16 protein-coding genes are annotated in these 16,179 nt (G+C 60.7%); 12 read left to right on the plus strand and 4 right to left on the minus strand.

Annotated features, from left to right (window positions below):
- Nucleotides 1-3 precede the first annotated feature (3 nt).
- Complete coding sequence (locus RTCIAT899_RS02635; protein WP_015338676.1) at nt 4-465, plus strand: BA14K family protein; 462 nt, start codon at nt 4-6, stop codon at nt 463-465.
- A 74-nt stretch (nt 466-539) separates the two neighbouring features.
- Here the strand turns inward: RTCIAT899_RS02635 and RTCIAT899_RS02640 are convergent, their stop codons facing one another.
- Entirely contained in the window at nt 540-1,460 is a 921-nt protein-coding gene (locus tag RTCIAT899_RS02640; protein WP_015338677.1) for an oxidoreductase, read from the minus strand.
- Between the two features lie 215 nt (nt 1,461-1,675).
- Here RTCIAT899_RS02640 and RTCIAT899_RS02645 point away from each other — a divergent pair, with 215 nt between their 5' ends.
- The 5 genes from RTCIAT899_RS02645 to RTCIAT899_RS02665 all read left to right on the plus strand — a co-directional run bounded on the left by RTCIAT899_RS02645 (nt 1,676) and on the right by RTCIAT899_RS02665 (nt 7,176).
- Complete coding sequence (locus RTCIAT899_RS02645) at nt 1,676-2,323, plus strand: class I SAM-dependent methyltransferase (RefSeq protein WP_015338678.1); 648 nt, start codon at nt 1,676-1,678, stop codon at nt 2,321-2,323.
- A gap of 51 nt (nt 2,324-2,374) precedes the next feature.
- Nucleotides 2,375-3,016 (plus strand): TetR family transcriptional regulator, encoded by a 642-nt coding sequence (locus RTCIAT899_RS02650; protein ID WP_015338679.1) that lies wholly within the window; start codon nt 2,375-2,377, stop codon nt 3,014-3,016.
- A gap of 214 nt (nt 3,017-3,230) precedes the next feature.
- Nucleotides 3,231-4,112 (plus strand): aldo/keto reductase, encoded by an 882-nt coding sequence (locus RTCIAT899_RS02655; protein WP_015338680.1) that lies wholly within the window; start codon nt 3,231-3,233, stop codon nt 4,110-4,112.
- A gap of 549 nt (nt 4,113-4,661) precedes the next feature.
- A complete protein-coding gene (locus tag RTCIAT899_RS02660; RefSeq protein ID WP_015338681.1) occupies nt 4,662-5,966 on the plus strand; it encodes an alpha/beta hydrolase in 1,305 nt (434 codons plus the stop codon).
- Between the two features lie 172 nt (nt 5,967-6,138).
- On the plus strand, nt 6,139-7,176 hold the full coding sequence (locus RTCIAT899_RS02665) for a 4-hydroxyproline epimerase (RefSeq protein WP_015338682.1): 1,038 nt from the start codon (nt 6,139-6,141) through the stop codon (nt 7,174-7,176).
- 222 nt (nt 7,177-7,398) lie between these two features.
- Here RTCIAT899_RS02665 and RTCIAT899_RS02670 read toward each other — a convergent pair whose 3' ends face one another.
- Both RTCIAT899_RS02670 and RTCIAT899_RS02675 read right to left on the minus strand, forming a co-directional pair.
- Nucleotides 7,399-7,833: an RbsD/FucU family protein gene (locus RTCIAT899_RS02670; protein WP_015338683.1), complete on the minus strand. Its 435-nt coding sequence runs from the start codon at nt 7,831-7,833 to the stop codon at nt 7,399-7,401.
- On the minus strand, nt 7,817-9,064 hold the full coding sequence (locus RTCIAT899_RS02675) for an ROK family transcriptional regulator (RefSeq protein ID WP_015338684.1): 1,248 nt from the start codon (nt 9,062-9,064) through the stop codon (nt 7,817-7,819). The genes RTCIAT899_RS02670 and RTCIAT899_RS02675 overlap by 17 nt, the downstream gene beginning before the upstream one ends.
- Before the next feature lie 250 nt (nt 9,065-9,314).
- Between RTCIAT899_RS02675 and RTCIAT899_RS02680 the strand changes: the two genes are divergently transcribed.
- From RTCIAT899_RS02680 to RTCIAT899_RS02705, 6 genes are all read left to right on the plus strand, one after another.
- Entirely contained in the window at nt 9,315-10,340 is a 1,026-nt protein-coding gene (locus RTCIAT899_RS02680; RefSeq protein WP_015338685.1) for a sugar ABC transporter substrate-binding protein, read from the plus strand.
- A 178-nt stretch (nt 10,341-10,518) separates the two neighbouring features.
- Nucleotides 10,519-11,583: an ABC transporter permease gene (locus RTCIAT899_RS02685; RefSeq protein ID WP_015338686.1), complete on the plus strand. Its 1,065-nt coding sequence runs from the start codon at nt 10,519-10,521 to the stop codon at nt 11,581-11,583.
- On the plus strand, nt 11,559-12,368 hold the full coding sequence (locus RTCIAT899_RS02690; protein WP_184461860.1) for an ATP-binding cassette domain-containing protein: 810 nt from the start codon (nt 11,559-11,561) through the stop codon (nt 12,366-12,368). Before RTCIAT899_RS02685 ends, RTCIAT899_RS02690 begins: the two co-directional genes overlap by 25 nt.
- Nucleotides 12,365-12,997, plus strand: a complete 633-nt coding sequence (locus tag RTCIAT899_RS02695; protein WP_015338688.1) for a nucleoside triphosphate hydrolase — start codon at nt 12,365-12,367, stop codon at nt 12,995-12,997. Before RTCIAT899_RS02690 ends, RTCIAT899_RS02695 begins: the two co-directional genes overlap by 4 nt.
- A gap of 143 nt (nt 12,998-13,140) precedes the next feature.
- Nucleotides 13,141-14,181, plus strand: a complete 1,041-nt coding sequence (gene pyrC / locus RTCIAT899_RS02700; protein ID WP_041677796.1) for a dihydroorotase — start codon at nt 13,141-13,143, stop codon at nt 14,179-14,181.
- A 194-nt stretch (nt 14,182-14,375) separates the two neighbouring features.
- A complete protein-coding gene (locus RTCIAT899_RS02705; RefSeq protein ID WP_041677797.1) occupies nt 14,376-15,527 on the plus strand; it encodes a GGDEF domain-containing protein in 1,152 nt (383 codons plus the stop codon).
- A gap of 38 nt (nt 15,528-15,565) precedes the next feature.
- Here the strand turns inward: RTCIAT899_RS02705 and RTCIAT899_RS02710 are convergent, their stop codons facing one another.
- Nucleotides 15,566-16,045 (minus strand): anthrone oxygenase family protein, encoded by a 480-nt coding sequence (locus RTCIAT899_RS02710; protein WP_015338691.1) that lies wholly within the window; start codon nt 16,043-16,045, stop codon nt 15,566-15,568.
- Nucleotides 16,046-16,179 lie beyond the last annotated feature (134 nt).

Below are 16,179 nucleotides of genomic sequence, written 5' to 3' on the forward strand. Positions count from 1 at the left end.
GCTGTGAAACGATTTCTAACAACCGTAACAGTAACTGCCTTGAGTGCCCTGCTTGCCGTTACGTCTTTCGATCCGGTGGCAGCCGCCCCAATTCAGCCGCTAACCCAGCCGGCCATCCAGCAGATGGGCGAGCAGCCCGCCGGCCCGACGGAAGTTCAATACCGTCATCACAACAGGCACTATCGCGGGCGGCATCGCCCCCATTATCGTCCGCACTATCGCCCCGGCTACTGGCATGGCCATCGCGGCTATCGCTATCATCGCCCCGGCTATCGGCGTCATGACGGCTGGTGGTATCCGATGGCTGCATTCACAGCCGGAGCAATCATCGGCGGGGCCGTATCACAGCCGCCGCGCGGCAGCGCGCATGTCCGCTGGTGCGCAAGCCGCTACAAGACCTATCGTGCGTCGGACAATACCTATCAGCCGACCAATGGTCCGCGGCGCCAGTGCGTCAGCCCGTAATGTGAAACAGATCGGAATCCCTCTCCGTTCCGCGGAGGGGGATTTCTTTCAGACCGCTGCGGGAAGGCGTGCCGTCAACCGGTCAGTTGCTCGGAAATGTCCCACAGCCGTCGCCAGATCGCCGGATCATGGGCGTGAGCGGCAATCTTGGCCCGCACCGGCGGACCTTTGAGTTCATAGAAACCGTTCGGGCCATACATGGCGCCGCCTTCCGCGGTCGGTGCCGTGGCGGCAAAGAGCGTCGGCAGGGCGCCGGCTGCTGCCGATTGTGATGCAAACGGCTCCAGCAGTTTTGTCAGGAGTTCAAGACTGCCAGGCCTGTCGCGACCCATGCGTGGTCCTGCCGTCTGAAGACCGGTGACGGCATAGCCGGGATGGGCGGCGATGCTTTTAAGCTTCCAGCCTTCGGCGCGTGCGATGCGGTCGAGCTCCAGGCTGAAGAGCAGCGTTGCCAGCTTCGATTGGCAATAGGCGGGCCAGGGCCGATAGCGCTTGCGCCACTGCAGATCGTCGAAATTGATCCTGCCGTTGCGATGCGCCAGGCTGCTGACCGTGACCACGCGCGGATTTTCGGCCGCGGAAACCTTCGGCAGCAGCCGCATCGTCCAGGCGAAATGGCCGATATAATTGGCTCCCATCTGCATCTCGAGACCATCCTCGGTCTCGTGCCGGTCCGGAATGGCCATGACGCCGGCATTGTTGATGAGCAGGTCGATATGCGGCAGCCTATCGGCGATGCGGGTTGCCGTGCGCGCGACAGAATCGAGGCTGGCAAGATCGAGCGCCTCGAAGGTCACGTCTGCTCCCGGTGTTGCTGCACGGATCTTGGCGATCGCCTCTTGGGCCTTGGCCTCATTGCGCGATGCGATGACGACCTTGGCGTCGGCCGCTGCCAGAGCCTTTGCCGCCTCGTAGCCGATACCGCTGTTGGCGCCGGTAATGACTGCGATACGGCCTGTCTGCGGCGGAATATCTTTCACTGTCCAGTCTGGCATTGCGGGCTCCTGTGAAGAGATTTGGCATTGCCCATTGTATCTGGTAATTCATATACTAAATGCAAGTTTGCATTAAATGAAAATATAGAAGTGCGAAATGCGCGACAACACTTGCGTATCAGGGACTTTCAAAAGCTGGATGGCGCTGCATGCCTTTGAATTGCCATGCTGTTCGGCACTCATCATGCCTTGTGGTCGAAGATTGGATTTGCGGAATGACGACAAAAACCTCATGCGCTGATTTTGTGCAGTTCTTCCGCTCCTGGGTGAGCAATCCGATGCGCGTTGCGGCGGTCGCGCCCTCGGGCGAGCGGCTGGCAAGACTGATGACCCAGGAGATCGGGCCGATCGATGGCCCGATCCTTGAGCTCGGTCCAGGCACCGGCGTATTCACCCGGGCGCTGCTGGCGCGAGGCATTCCCGAGAGCGCGCTGACGCTCGTCGAGTTCGGCGAGGAGTTTGCCGTCCGCCTGCGTGAGCGTTTTCCGGCGGCGAGGGTCGTGCATATGGATGCGGCGCAGCTCGGCCAATGCGGTCTTTTCGATGACGCGCCTTTCGGCGCCGTCATTAGCGGCCTGCCGCTGCTATCCATGCCGCCCGCCAAAGTCGCGGGCATCGTCGGGGGTGCCTTCGAAACGATGAAGCCGGGAGGAGCTTTCTATCAATTCACCTACGGCCCGCGCTGTCCGGTGCAGAAACCGATCCTTGAAAGCCTCGGGCTCACTGCAAAGCGCATCGGCGGTACCGTGCGCAACATTCCGCCGGCCGGCGTCTACAGGATATCGCGGCAAAATCCTCTGGAGCTCTCGATCATCGGCTCCAAATATCGTAGCACCGGAGAGAATGCCGGAATCAGCGCCTGAGGCCGGCAAGGCCGATTTGGGGCGGCCTGAAGTGAATGCCGGGGGTAGAGGATGGCGAAAAAGCCGGACGTCGATAGCGCGGTAAAGGAAGGCCGGCGCGAGCGCAAGCGCCGTCAAACCCGCGAACGCATCGAAGCCGCCGCCCTGAAGCTTTTCCTCGAGCGCGGCTTTGACGCTACCACGATCGAAGATATCACCGAGGCGGCCGATGTTTCCAAGCGCAGCTTCTTCGATTATTTCCCCAGCAAGGAAGAGGTCGTTGCCGCCTGGCAGGATGGTTTTGCCCGCGAGTTGATCGCAGCGGTCGCCGCACAGCCCGAAGATGCGTCGATCGTCGAGGTCATCGAGGCCGCCGTCAATTCCGCCCTTCAGACTGCTATCGCCGATCCGCAAAGCCTTGCTCTCGTCGCCCTGATCCGCAATACGCCGACGCTTCAAGCCCGCGATCAGCTGAAATATGCCAAGCTGGAGAGGAAGCTCGCGGACGCGCTGTTTGCCCGCAGCGATAATCAGGAGGAGCGTCTGCGCCTCGGCATGCTTGCGGCGGCGGTCGTGGCGATGCTGCGCATCGGCGGTGAGCGCTGGACGCAATCTCCGCAGAATGCTTCGCTGGAGCAGTTCGCTCGCACCATGTTCGATGAGCTTTGGGCAGCGCTTGCCGATCTCGGCGAGCAGGTACAACGGCGCCCATGACTGCGCCGGGCTAACCCAGGGAAGCCGCCCTGATCGGTCGCGACGCATCGTGCATCGCGATGCATTGCATATGCCGCGATGCAGACCCATGTAGTATCGGGTCGCGACTGTATCTCTCCCCCGCGAAACCCTCGATTTGCCCTTCAAGTCTCGGCTCCTCCGCGGATGCCGGAAATGCCAGATACATTTCAGATCAGCAAAAGGGACTATAACCATGTCAGAATTCGACGCAGCCAAGTCCGGTCAGTTCAAGATCGGCGGTGACCTTCCCGTACATCGTCTCGGTTTCGGTGCCATGCGCATCACCGGTGCCGGTATATGGGGTGAGCCAGAGAACCATGACGAAGCTGTCCGTACGCTGAGGCGCCTGCCGGAACTCGGCATCAATTTCATCGATACGGCCGATTCCTATGGCCCGGATGTTTCCGAACGTCTTATCAAGGAGGCGCTTCATCCCTATGGCCACGGTCTTGTGGTAGCGACCAAGGGCGGTCTTACCCGAACCGGCCCGAATGTCTGGGTGCCCGTGGGTCGCCCCGAATATCTGATCCAGCAGGCGCACAAGAGCCTGCGCAATCTCGGTGTTGACCGCATCGATCTATGGCAATTGCACCGCGTCGATTCCAAGGTGCCGGCGGCCGAGCAGTTCGATGCCGTGAAGTCGCTGCAGAGCGACGGCATCATCCGCCATGCGGGCTTGAGCGAAGTCTCCCTTGCCGACATCGAGGCGGCGTCCAAGCATTTCAAGGTGGTGACGGTGCAGAACCGCTACAATCTCGTCGATCGCACCAGCGAAGACGTGCTCGACTATTGCGAAAAGCACGGCATCGGCTTCATCCCATGGTTCCCGCTGGCCGCCGGCGATCTCGCCAAGGAAGGCTCGCTGCTCGATACCATCGCGAAGAAGCACAGTGCCGCTCCGAGCCAGATCGCGCTTGCATGGGTGCTGAAGCGCAGCCCCGTGATGCTGCCGATCCCCGGAACGGGCAAGGTCAAGCATCTGGAGGAAAACACCGCCGCGGTCGATATCGTTCTGTCCGACGAGGAGTTCGCAGCATTGGACGTGGAAGGAAAAAAGGCCTTCAAGGCTGCTTGAACCCACAATCACCCGGCCGGTGGGGATCGCTCACCGGCCGGATATGAACGACTGTAGCTTCCAACACAAAACGACGATCACAGTCATGTGAATCTCGGAGTTTGGCGCAATAACGACTGCAAAATAGGCGGTGATGCGACCAAAATGCGGGCGCTATGCAGATATTTCTACCCTTTGCCAGGAAAGCAATGCAATAGGTGCATTGCTGCATTGCGAAAGCCGGTCTGTTCATACGGCCGCAGGCGTTATATCTAATCACTCGAAGGTAGCGCACTCCTCCTCCCAGCGCTCCTTCAATGATTGGCAACACTCCTCCTCCTCCCAGTTGCCAATCCGGATCAAGAGCCCGATGCATCCTCCTCCCGCGTCGGGCTTCTTTTTTTATCTTCCCATCGTGAGTGACTTGTCAGAATGCGTCGATGCGTTGCGCCTTTGCAATGCCGCAGCGAATTAGCATCGCTTCATGTGCCCATAAGCCGCGGGAGCGGCTTGCACCGCAGGTATCCATGCGTAGAGTGACGCGACGTTATGGCGGTATGGAAGGGTTGCATGATGCAGCGCATGGCGGGTTCGGACCGATGGAGAAAGCTGTTTTTCCGAACTGTAGCTGTCGTTGCCACGTTGTCGCTCGCCGCATGCGGCCGCCCCATCGGGGTCATGCAGCCTATCAGTGAAAACGTGCCGGGCACATCCAGGGTTGACCTCCTCGTCGCGACGACACGCCTGCCGGACAAGGACCCGGCCATTCTGTTTTCGGGCGAGCGTGGGCCGGGGCTCAAGGTGGATGCCGTCAGCGTCTCTATTCCGCCAGAGGCAAATCGCAAGGTCGGCCAGGTGCAGTGGCCGAGCCGCTTGCCAGGCGATCCGCTGAAGAATTTCGTTACGACGGCCGTCAAGCCTCTGGCGACGGAAGCGGATGGGCGTACCTGGGTGCATGCGGAACTGCCGAAAAACAAGCGGGTGCTGATTTTCGTGCATGGCTTCAACAACCGCTATGAGGATGCCGTCTACCGCTTTGCGCAGATCGTTCACGATTCGCATGCCGACGTCGCACCGATCGTGTTTACCTGGCCGTCGCGCGCTAGCATTTTCGACTATGCCTATGACAAGGAGAGCACGAACTATTCCCGTGACTCGCTCGAGGAATTGCTGCGCCGCGTCGCCGCGGATCCGGCCGTCGGCGATATCACCGTCATGGCGCATTCGATGGGCAGCTGGCTCGCAGTCGAATCGCTGCGGCAGATGGCGATCCGCAACGGCCGCGTCGCGCCGAAGATCAACAATGTCATCCTGGCTTCGCCCGATCTAGACGTCGATGTCTTCGGAAGACAGTTCGCAGCACTCGGCAAGGACAAGCCGCATTTCACGCTGTTCGTCTCGCGGGACGATCGCGCGCTTTCACTCTCACGTCGCATTTCCGGCAATATCGACCGGCTCGGACAGATCGACCCGACGGCCGAGCCCTATCGCAGTGAGCTGGAAAAGCAGGGGATTACCGTGCTCGATCTCACGAAGCTCAAGACCGGCGATGGTCTCAATCACGGCAAGTTCGCCGAAAGCCCGGAAGTGGTGAAACTGATCGGTGCGCGGTTGATTGCCGGCCAGACGATCACCGATTCCGATGTCGGTATCGGCGATGCCGTCGGCGCGGTTGCCATGGGTGCGGCACAGACGGTTGGCAGCGTGGCGGGTGCAGCCGTCAGCGCTCCGATTGCCATTTTCGATCCTCGCACCCGCGCGAATTATGGCGAGCAATGGCGTCGCGTTGGCGCATCGGCCGGCAATACGGTGGGATCTCTGGGCGATAGTGTCGAGGCGACCGGCAGCAATGTCGGCGAAGCATTGCGTCAATAATGCTATCATGATCCGGAGCAGCCGCATTCATCGTTGCTGCGAAACGCGATAGTCATGTTTCGCCATCTGATATATCAGAGATGGAGGCAGTCAGATGGCGCCGGCCAATTGGTTGGCCCGATATCGGTGTCGACGGCTGCACGATCTGGCATGTGTGATTGGAGTGGATGAGATGAGATGGAAGCGTACGATCCAGTTGCTGGACGTTCACTGCGAGGGTGAGATCGGCAAGGTTGCCATCGGCGGCGTGCCGAAGATCCCCGGCAACAGCATTGCCGAGCAGCTCCATTGGCTGAACACGGATCCAAAGGGCCAGGAGCTGCGCCGTTTCCTCGTGCTGGAGCCGCGCGGCGCGCCGATCGGATCGGTGAACCTGCTGATGCCGGCCAAGCATCCTGAGGCCGATGCCGGCTTCATCATTCTGCAGCCCGACCAGGCGCATGCAAGCTCCGGCTCGAACTCCATCTGCGTGACCACGGCGCTGCTGGAATCCGGTATCGTCGAGATGAAGGAGCCGGAAACCGTCGTCACGCTCGATACAGCCGCCGGCCTCGTGCGCGCCACTGCGACCTGCCGCGACGGCCGCTGCGAAAAAGTGCGGCTGACCATGGTGCCGTCCTTTGTGCATGAGCTGGACGTGGAGCTCGACACGCCGCAATGGGGTAAAATCAAGCTCGATCTCTGCTATGGCGGGATTTTCTACGCGCTCGTCGATGTCGGCCAGATCGGCTTGAAGATCGAAAAGGCCAATGCGGCCGCCCTCGTGCAGGCCGGCATGGTCATCAAGGAAGCGATCAACCGCGCGATGACCGTAGTTCATCCGGAGATCCCGGCCATCTCGGGCGTTGCCTATGTGATGTTCCGCGATATCGACGCCGATGGCGCCATCCGCACCTGCACGACCATGTGGCCCGGCCGCGCCGACCGCTCGCCCTGCGGCACCGGCAATTCCGCCAATCTCGCGACGCTGCACGCTCGCGGCAAGGCCAAGATCGGCGATGTCTTCAAGTCTCGCTCGATCATCGGTTCGGAGTTCGAAGTGGGGCTGCAGGCGGAGACCGAAGTGGCCGGCAAGCCGGCCATCATACCGACGATCACCGGCCGCGGCTTCACCTTCGGCTTGAGCCAGGTGGCGCTCGATCCCTTCGATCCGATGGCGGAGGGTTTTGCCATGACGGATGTATGGGGACCTTCGGCGGGGGATATTTGAGGGGTAGGCAGGGAATCGGTTCTGTCCGCATGGAGAGTTTTGCCCCTCACCCTAAGCCTCTCCCCGCGTGCGGCGAGAGGGGATTATCTGTCAGCTTCGTCTGAGCAATTGGCCAGAAAGAAGGCTGCATGTGCGCCCATCCCCTTCACCCTGCGATCGGGGAGAAGGTGGCCGAAGGCCGGATGAGGGGCGATCTCTGCACCGGGTATTGCGACGACCTTGCTATCCCTTCGGATAAATCACACCCTTGCGCAGAATGATATTTCCATAGAGCCGGGGCTCGCTCGTCTGGATCAGCGCATGCGCACGCTGCACCCGCTCGTAGAATTCCGCCGGCAGTAACGGCACGACCTTGATCTCGGGCACATGCCGGGCGCAGCATTCGATCATTTCCGCATGGACGGGATCGACGGCATCGCGATCCTGCTTGACCGTCGCCCGGAATATCGCCTGCGGCACGAAATCGTCGATCGGCAGCACGCTCAGCACCGCATCGAGCACGGGGATGACGCCGTGACCGTCGAGACGGATGAGGCGGCGTCCATGTTCGAGACCGGGATAATTGCCGTCTACGAGGGCGATTTCATCGCCATGGCCCATGGCGCGCAGCGTCGCCAGTAGCTCCGGGCTCAATAGCGGGTCAATGCCCTTCAGCATGCTCAATCTCCTTGAAAAGAACGTTCTGGTCGATGAGGTAGCGCGCGAAGATCGGCAGGCTGGCGCCGCCGATGGCGCGTGCCTGCGGCCCGACTGCACCCTCGATGATCTCGGGCATGACGACGCCCTGAAGATCCAGTTCCGCCGCTGCCTTGATGGTTGCGCGCACCACGCGTTCCCGCACCCAGCCGGGAAAGCCGCCATCGATGACGGCGGCGCTGAAATCAAGAACGGAGGCGGAGGCGACGATCGCCTGTGCGAGTGCCTTGGCCGTATCCTGGATCCAGATCTCCAGCGGTTCGCCGAAATCGATCCAGTTATCAGCCGAATACCAGAGAGGGCGCGGATCGAAACCGTGATCCCGCAATAGATTTTCCAACACGAAGATCGAGGCGATCTCGAGAAGCTGGCGATTCTCGCCGTTGCGGCCGCGCACGGGCAGGGGGCCGAGTGCGCCGGCCGTCCCGGTCCGGCCGACGAAGACGGACGAATTCAGGACGATGCCGCCGCCGAGGAACGAGCCGATGAAGAAATAGACGAAATCCGGATAATGCGGGCCGATCCCGAAAACCAGCTCCGCACCGCAGGCGCTGGTAGCGTCGTTTTGCAGAAAGACCGGGTAAGACACGCGCGAGGCGATTTCGGCTCTTAGGTCGAAGCCTCGCCAGGCATCCATCGCTCCTGGCGGCGCGCCCACCTGCTCGGCCCAATTCCAGAGCTCGAACGGTGCGGCAACGCCCATTCCCGCGATCTTGCGGCGCTGCTCTTCGCTGAGGCGCCCTTCCAGTTCCTTGATGCCGGCCGCGACGAAGGTAATGATGTCCTGCGGCAGCGGGTAGGGGTAGATCTGATGGAGCTGCATCCGAATGCCGCCGACGAAATCCATCAACACGAGGTCGGCGCTGCGCCGGCCGATCTTGACGCCAAAGGAGAGCACGGCGTCCGGATTGAGGCGCATTGGAGTTGAAGGCTGACCGACGCGCCCGCGGACCGGCGCGTCGCGGGATAGCAGCCCGTCCTTTTCCAATTCCCGCATGATGACAGACACCGTCTGCGCTGAAAGCCCGCTCCGCCGCGCGATATCTGCCTTCGAAAGCGCGCCGTGACGGCGTACGAGCGATAACACGAGCCGTTCGTTATGGGCGCGCACGCCAAGCTGGTTCGCGCCCCCGGAGGGGTCGAGAATCGCCGGCGTTGTGGGTGTGTCCTCCGGGTCATGTACGAGAGACATGGGCCTGCTCCTTCCATCATGGCCATGCCCTATTTTTTTCAAGAATGCCACATCCAATTAATAATTCAATCCGATTTATTTATTGACAGGGGGATTTCTTTAGGCTCTGATATCGACCGTCGAGGATGCGCGCATAGCCTTGGAGGAGGTCCACCGAAAACAATCCGACAGGCTTGACGCATCTTTAACCGGGTTCGAAGTGAGCCCGCGACAGCCGGAGGGTCCGGCTTTTAAACATCGGGAGGATTGAATGAAGAAATCCGTTATTTCCGCAGCCGTTGCCGCCCTGGCGCTCGGCGTCGCATTTGCCGCTCCGGCCAAGGCCGCCGGCGTATCCGCCTGCCTCATCACCAAGACCGATACCAATCCCTTCTTCGTCAAGATGAAGGAAGGTGCCACCGCCAAGGCCAAGGAACTCGGCGTCACGCTGAAGTCCTATGCCGGCAAGATCGACGGCGACAGCGAAAGCCAGGTTGCCGCGATCGAAAGCTGCATCGCCAGCGGCGCCAAGGGTATTCTGATCACCGCTTCCGACACGAAGGGCATTGTTTCCTCCGTCAAGAAGGCACGCGATGCCGGCCTGCTGGTCATTGCCCTCGACACGCCTCTGGAACCGGCTGACGCCGCCGACGCGACCTTCGCCACCGACAACCTTCTTGCCGGCAAGCTGATCGGCGAATGGGCCAACAAGACGCTGGGCGACAAGGCCAAGAATGCCAAGATCGGCTTCCTCGATCTCACGCCGTCGCAGCCTTCCGTCGATGTCCTGCGCGACCAGGGCTTCATGATCGGCTTCGGCATCGACCCGAAGGATCCGAACAAGATCGGCGACGAAACCGATCCGCGCATCGTTGGCCATGATGTCACCAACGGCAACGAGGAAGGTGGCCGCAAGGCCATGGAAAACCTCCTGCAGAAGGATTCCAGCATCAACGTCATCCACACGATCAACGAACCGGCTGCCGTCGGCGCCTATCAGGCCCTGAAGGCCGTCGGCTTGGAAAAGCAGGTTCTTATCGTGTCTGTTGACGGCGGTTGCCCGGGCGTCAAATCCGTCAAGGAAGGCGTGATCGGCGCTACGTCGCAGCAGTATCCGCTGATGATGGCCGCCCTCGGCGTCGAGGCGATCAAGAAGTTCGCCGATAGCGGCGAGAAGCCGAAGCCGACCGAAGGCAAGTCCTTCTTTGACACCGGCGTCTCCCTGGTCACCGACAAGCCGGTATCCGGCCTGAAGTCGATCGACACCAAGGAAGGCACGGCAAAGTGCTGGGGCTAAGCCCCTTACGAAATGTGATATAATCCCTTCGGGAGCCGCGTCATGCGCCTGCTGGCGCGGCTCTCCTTATAAGGGAGCAGACCATCGCAACAGTCACGTCGGCCGGGGTTCATCCCCTCGGCGGGCCCCTTAACAGCCGGCGGTTTCCGCGCATGAGCGCGGTGGCGGAGGAATAATTATGTCCGGAGCACAGGAATTCGAACGTGTTCTCGACGGCAGCGACAAGAACGTCGCGTCGTTCGAGCAGCACGATGTCTCTTTTCTCAAGCGCGTGCAGCACTTTCTGCATTCGACGCCGGCCGCCGTGCCGTTGATCGTATTGGTAATGGCGATCGTGATCTTCGGCATCGCGATCGGTGGGCGGTTCTTTTCCGCCTATACGCTGACACTGATCCTGCAGCAGATCGCGATCGTCGGCATTCTCGGTGCTGCTCAGACGCTGGTCATCCTGACCGCCGGCATCGATCTGTCGATCGGCGTGATCATGGTCATTTCCTCCGTCGTCATGGGCAACGTCGCCGTCACTTACGGCCTGCCGGCGCCGGTCGCCATCATCGCCGGCATGGCCGCTGGCGGCCTCTGCGGGTTGCTCAACGGTTTCCTCGTCGCCAACATGAAGCTGCCGCCGTTCATCGTGACGCTCGGCACGTGGAACATCGTCATGGCGACGAACTTCATCTATTCCGCCAATGAAACCATCCGCGACACCGATGTCGATGAAAAGGCGCCGCTCCTGCATCTCTTCGCGATCAGCTTTCGGCTTGGCGGTGCGGTGCTGACCCTCGGCGTCATCGCCATGGTGCTGCTGGTGCTGGGCCTGTGGTATATTCTCAATCACACCGCCTGGGGCCGGCATGTCTATGCCGTCGGCGATGATCCGGAAGCGGCGAAATTGTCTGGTATCCAGACCAAGAAGGTACTGCTTGCCGTCTATGGCGTTTCGGGACTGATCGCGGCCTTTGCCGCCTGGGTTTCGATCGGCCGCAACGGCTCTGTCTCACCGTCTTCGGCAGTGACGGACTTCAATCTTCAGGCAATTACCGCAACCGTGATCGGCGGCATCTCGCTCTTCGGCGGCCGCGGCTCGATCCTCGGCACGCTCTTCGGCGCCATGATCGTCGGCGTCGTCTCCATGGGCCTCAATATGCTCGGAGCCGATCCGCAGTGGAAGGTGCTTCTGACCGGCGTGCTGATCATCGGCGCCGTCGCGATCGATCAATGGATCAGAAAGGTATCGGCATGACCACGACTGGCGAACCCCTTCTCACCGCGCGTGGCCTCGTCAAGCGCTATGGACGCGTAACCGCGCTCGACAACGCCGATTTCGATCTCTATCCCGGCGAAATCCTTGCTGTTATCGGCGACAACGGCGCCGGAAAGTCCTCGCTGATCAAAGCGATTTCCGGCGCGGTGACACCCGATGAAGGCGAGATCAAGCTGGAGGGCAAACCTGTTCATTTCAGGTCGCCGATGGAAGCGCGCGATGCCGGCATCGAAACGGTCTACCAGAACCTGGCGCTGTCGCCGGCGCTCTCGATCGCCGACAACATGTTCCTCGGTCGCGAGATCCGCAAGCCCGGTTTCCTCGGTTCCGTCTTCCGCATGCTCGACCGGCCGGCCATGGAAAAGCGCGCCCGCGACAAACTCAGCGAGCTCGGCTTGATGACGATCCAGAACATCAACCAGGCGGTGGAAACGCTCTCCGGCGGTCAGCGCCAGGGTGTGGCCGTGGCGCGCGCTGCCGCCTTCGGCTCCAAGGTCGTCATCATGGATGAGCCGACGGCAGCCCTAGGCGTTAAGGAAAGCCGCAAGGTCCTTGAACTCATCCTCGACGTGCGTGCGCGCGGCTTGCCGATCGTTCTGATCTCGCACAATATGCCGCATGTCTTCGAGGTTGCGGACCGTATCCATATCCATCGCCTTGGACGACGCCTGACCGTCATCAATCCGAAGGAATACACCATGTCCGACGCGGTTGCCTTCATGACCGGCGCCAAGGCTCCGCCGGTCGAGAATGTTGCTGCATGAGCGTCTCTCTTGACGATGTTGCCGGCGAGATCATCGAGCGCGCCGGCAACGCGAGGCGTTTCCTCGTCGCGATTGCCGGCCCGCCCGGCGCCGGCAAATCCACCCTGGCCGATAATGTCGCCAAGGCGTTGAAGGCGAGGGGCGAAAGCGCCGAAGTCCTGCCGATGGACGGCTTCCACATGGATAACGCCGTCCTCATCGAGAAGGGACTTCTGAAACGGAAGGGCGTGCCTGACAGTTTCGATGTGCGCGCCTTTCTCGATATCGTCAAGGCCGTGCGCGCTGCCGACCAGGAGGTCCTGGTTCCGGTCTTCGACCGTTCGCGAGAGATTGCCATCGCCTCGGCCCGCATCGTCTCGGCAGATCATCGCTTCATCGTCATCGAGGGCAATTATCTGCTGTTCAACCAGGGCAAATGGGCGGAGCTGGAAGGCATGTTCGATTATTCGATCATGCTCGCGCCGCCGATGGAAGTGCTGGAAGAGCGGCTTTGGGCGCGCTGGAGGGGCTACGATCTCGATGAAGAAGCCGCCCGGGCCAAAGTTTACGGCAACGATCTGCCGAACGGCCGGCTGATTCTGGAGAGCCGGCGCCGTGCGGACGTCACCATAGATATCGTGCAGGATTGACCTCGCCCATCATTTAACCGCCGTCGCGGATTGTTTTGCGAGGGCGGATGGTGCTATCGAAGCGCGATAGCAAAAGTGCGGTCCCGAAAAGGCTGAAGCAGCTTTCGGGTAGGATCGCGCTCACATTTCCAGAGGTCGCGCCCATGCAAAAGCTCACCATCCGCCGTCCTGACGACTGGCATCTGCATTTGCGGGACGGAGCCATGCTGGAAGGCGTGATAGCCGATACCTCCAGGCATTTCGCCCGCGCCATCATCATGCCCAATCTCGTGCCGCCTGTGGTAACAACGGCGGATGCGACCGCCTATCGCGAGCGCATCCTGAAAGCGCTGCCGGCGGGTGATCGCTTCCAGCCGCTGATGACGCTTTATCTCACCGAACACACCAATCCTGACGACGTCGAAGAAGGCAAGAAGAGCGGCCTCATATCGGCCGTCAAACTCTATCCGGCGGGTGCGACAACCAACTCGCATGGCGGCGTGCGCGATCTGAACAAGGCAATGCCGGTGCTGGAGCGCATGGCGAAGATCGGCCTGCCGCTCTGCGTTCACGGCGAGGTCACGACGCCCGAGGTGGATATTTTCGATCGCGAGGCCGTGTTCATCGAAACCGTGCTCGATCCGCTGCGCCTGCGCCTGCCGGAACTGAAGGTCACGATGGAGCATGTGACCACGTCCGATGGCGTCGACTACATCAAATCGGCAAAGGCCAATCTCGCCGGCTCCATCACGACGCATCACCTGATCATCAATCGGAATGCCATCCTCGTCGGCGGCATCCGACCGCATTATTACTGCCTGCCGGTCGCCAAGCGCGAAAGCCATCGTCTGGCGCTGCGTGCGGCCGCAACCAGCGGCGACAGTAGGTTCTTCCTCGGCACGGATTCGGCTCCGCATGTCGATCCGCTGAAGGAATGCGCCTGCGGCTGCGCCGGCATTTATACGTCGATCAATACCATGAGCTGCCTTGCCCATGTCTTCGAGCAGGAAGGTGCATTGGACAGGCTTGAGGCTTTTGCTTCGCTGAACGGTCCGGCCTGGTACGGCCTGCCGGTCAACGAGGACAGTATTACCCTCGTGCGCCGGCACGAGGCTGTAACCTTCCCGGCAAAGATCGAAACTGGCGCCGGTCCGGTCACCGTCTTCGACCCGATGTTCCCTTTGCACTGGGATGTCGAGATTTAGCGGAATCATACATAAGTAAATTCAAATACAAAAACCATATTGCGGCAACCAGTTGGTGTTTGCCGCAATATGAAACGTATATTTTGTTGAAATATATTTTCTTTATTATTTGCCGTAACTAATTGGATACGCCTGAAGGCCTAGTGTGCCGACGATACACCCTGCGGTAGAAGTCCAACCGTCGAAAGAGCATGATGCTGGTTGATTACAATTCCCTGCTTCTGGCCCTCGGCGTTTCCGCGTCTTGCCTTGCGGTCACGTTGGTCGGAAGCTGGTTTTCGCGCCGGCCCGATACCTTCCTCCTGACGTGTTCTGCCGGTCTTGTGCCTATCGTTGGCGGCATCTTCATCTACGGCGCCTATGTCGACCATCCCAAGCCGATTTTTGCCATTTTGACGTTCGTCTTATTCTTCCTTGGCTTCGCGACGATCTGGGTGGCCGGTTATCAGTTTCGCACGGGTCGCCTTTCCAGGATCCGCTTTGCCCTTGGTTGCTTGCCGGGCATGTCAGCATCGATCGGACCGATGCTTGCCGGCTACGACGGGCTGGCTTTCATCGCCGATAACCTTATCATCTGCGTGCTCCTGCTTCTGACGGCGCGCGAATATTGGCTCAGCCGGCGCGAGGCACCGACGCCGCTTTATGGCATTACGGCGCTTTACACGCTGACGGCCATTTCCTTTGCCTTATGCGCGGCCGTGCTGATCGCCGATGGCAAGCTCGTACTCGGTCATGCGCCGGACAACTGGGCGGAGGATGTCAGCCTCGCCGTCTGCATCGCCGGAATGACCGGGATCGGGGCACTGTCCCTTGCTTTGCACCAGTGGCGCCAAGCCGCATTTCATCGTCAGGAGGCGATCACCGACGCCCTGACCGGGCTGCTTAATCGCCGCGCGCTGTTCGATCTTTACGGCCGCCGGTCCTTCGGCCCTTCGATGGCCGTCATCATCTTTGACATCGATCGTTTCAAGGCGATCAACGATCAGCACGGCCATGCCGCCGGCGATCTTGTGCTCAAGCTTTTCGGCCAGGAACTCGCCTTCGGTTTGCGGCCTTCCGACACGGTGGCGCGTCTGGGAGGCGAGGAATTTGCGCTTGTTCTCGACAACGCGCTGCCGGGTCGCGCGGAGCAGGTCGCAGAGCGGGTGCGTGATGCCTTTGCGGCACGGGCGATCAGCATCGAAGGCAAATCTTTCGCCTGCACTGTCAGTGCCGGCATTGCGACCGGTACCGCCAAAGGGCTCGGCTTCGATGATGTGCTTCGCGCCGCCGACAAGGCGCTTTATGAGGCAAAGCGAAACGGCCGCAACCGTGTAGAGGTCGCGGCCTATCTGCGGGCTGTCTAGCCGGTCGTTTTCGGCTGACCATCTCTCGTCACGGGCTGTCAGAACAGGGCCTTCACGAAGGCGCATGCGGCCAGTAGCGAGGCGACCGTGCGGACATGGTTCCAGCGCGTCCAGTCGTTAATATAGGTGGACCATAGCTGCACCGACTCGGCGGAATGGCCGTCCACTTTATCGAGTGCGTCGTTCAGGGGCACATTGAAGACCATGGTCGAAAGAAAGCTCGCGACGATATAGAGCGCTGCTCCCGTCAGCATCAGAACGCTGGTGCCGCCTCGCCAGTAAAGGATGGCCATCACTGCGATGAAGATCGAGAGCGCTGCCGTCAGCAGGAACAGCACGATGAAGGGCGAGCGCACGATCGTCGTGTTGATCGATTGCATCGCGGCAATCCCCTGATCGACGGGGAGGCGGGCGAAAGCTTGCATGATGAACGTCGAGAAGGCGAAATAGACGCCGGCGAGAAGCCCGCTGCTGAGCGCGGCGATGATGAGAGCGATATTCGTGATCGGAAAGGTCATGACTGAGCACTCCAGATGCCGGTTGCGGCGGTTTGTCGGGCATAATCGAAAAAATCTTTCGGCTGCCTGCGGAGGATGCGGCCGATGCCGTTCATGACAGGCGAGTTGCGACCGTCGAGACGCTCGACGACGCG

Source organism: Rhizobium tropici CIAT 899, from assembly GCF_000330885.1.
GTDB lineage: Bacteria > Pseudomonadota > Alphaproteobacteria > Rhizobiales > Rhizobiaceae > Rhizobium > Rhizobium tropici.

Bases quoted from the DNA above. Each gene is read 5' to 3' on its own strand.
- RTCIAT899_RS02685 (WP_015338686.1), top strand. From the start codon at position 10,519: ATGTCCGGAGCACAGGAATTCGAACGTGTTCTCGACGGCAGCGACAAG.
- pyrC (WP_041677796.1), top strand. From the start codon at position 13,141: ATGCAAAAGCTCACCATCCGCCGTCCTGACGACTGGCATCTGCATTTG.
- RTCIAT899_RS02655 (WP_015338680.1), top strand. From the start codon at position 3,231: ATGTCAGAATTCGACGCAGCCAAGTCCGGTCAGTTCAAGATCGGCGGT.
- RTCIAT899_RS02675 (WP_015338684.1), bottom strand. From the start codon at position 9,064: ATGTCTCTCGTACATGACCCGGAGGACACACCCACAACGCCGGCGATT.
- RTCIAT899_RS02660 (WP_015338681.1), top strand. From the start codon at position 4,662: ATGATGCAGCGCATGGCGGGTTCGGACCGATGGAGAAAGCTGTTTTTC.
- RTCIAT899_RS02705 (WP_041677797.1), top strand. From the start codon at position 14,376: ATGCTGGTTGATTACAATTCCCTGCTTCTGGCCCTCGGCGTTTCCGCG.
- RTCIAT899_RS02645 (WP_015338678.1), top strand. From the start codon at position 1,676: ATGACGACAAAAACCTCATGCGCTGATTTTGTGCAGTTCTTCCGCTCC.
- RTCIAT899_RS02680 (WP_015338685.1), top strand. From the start codon at position 9,315: ATGAAGAAATCCGTTATTTCCGCAGCCGTTGCCGCCCTGGCGCTCGGC.
- RTCIAT899_RS02695 (WP_015338688.1), top strand. From the start codon at position 12,365: ATGAGCGTCTCTCTTGACGATGTTGCCGGCGAGATCATCGAGCGCGCC.
- RTCIAT899_RS02665 (WP_015338682.1), top strand. From the start codon at position 6,139: ATGAGATGGAAGCGTACGATCCAGTTGCTGGACGTTCACTGCGAGGGT.
- RTCIAT899_RS02670 (WP_015338683.1), bottom strand. From the start codon at position 7,833: ATGCTGAAGGGCATTGACCCGCTATTGAGCCCGGAGCTACTGGCGACG.
- RTCIAT899_RS02690 (WP_184461860.1), top strand. From the start codon at position 11,559: ATGGATCAGAAAGGTATCGGCATGACCACGACTGGCGAACCCCTTCTC.
- RTCIAT899_RS02710 (WP_015338691.1), bottom strand. From the start codon at position 16,045: ATGACCTTTCCGATCACGAATATCGCTCTCATCATCGCCGCGCTCAGC.
- RTCIAT899_RS02640 (WP_015338677.1), bottom strand. From the start codon at position 1,460: ATGCCAGACTGGACAGTGAAAGATATTCCGCCGCAGACAGGCCGTATC.
- RTCIAT899_RS02650 (WP_015338679.1), top strand. From the start codon at position 2,375: ATGGCGAAAAAGCCGGACGTCGATAGCGCGGTAAAGGAAGGCCGGCGC.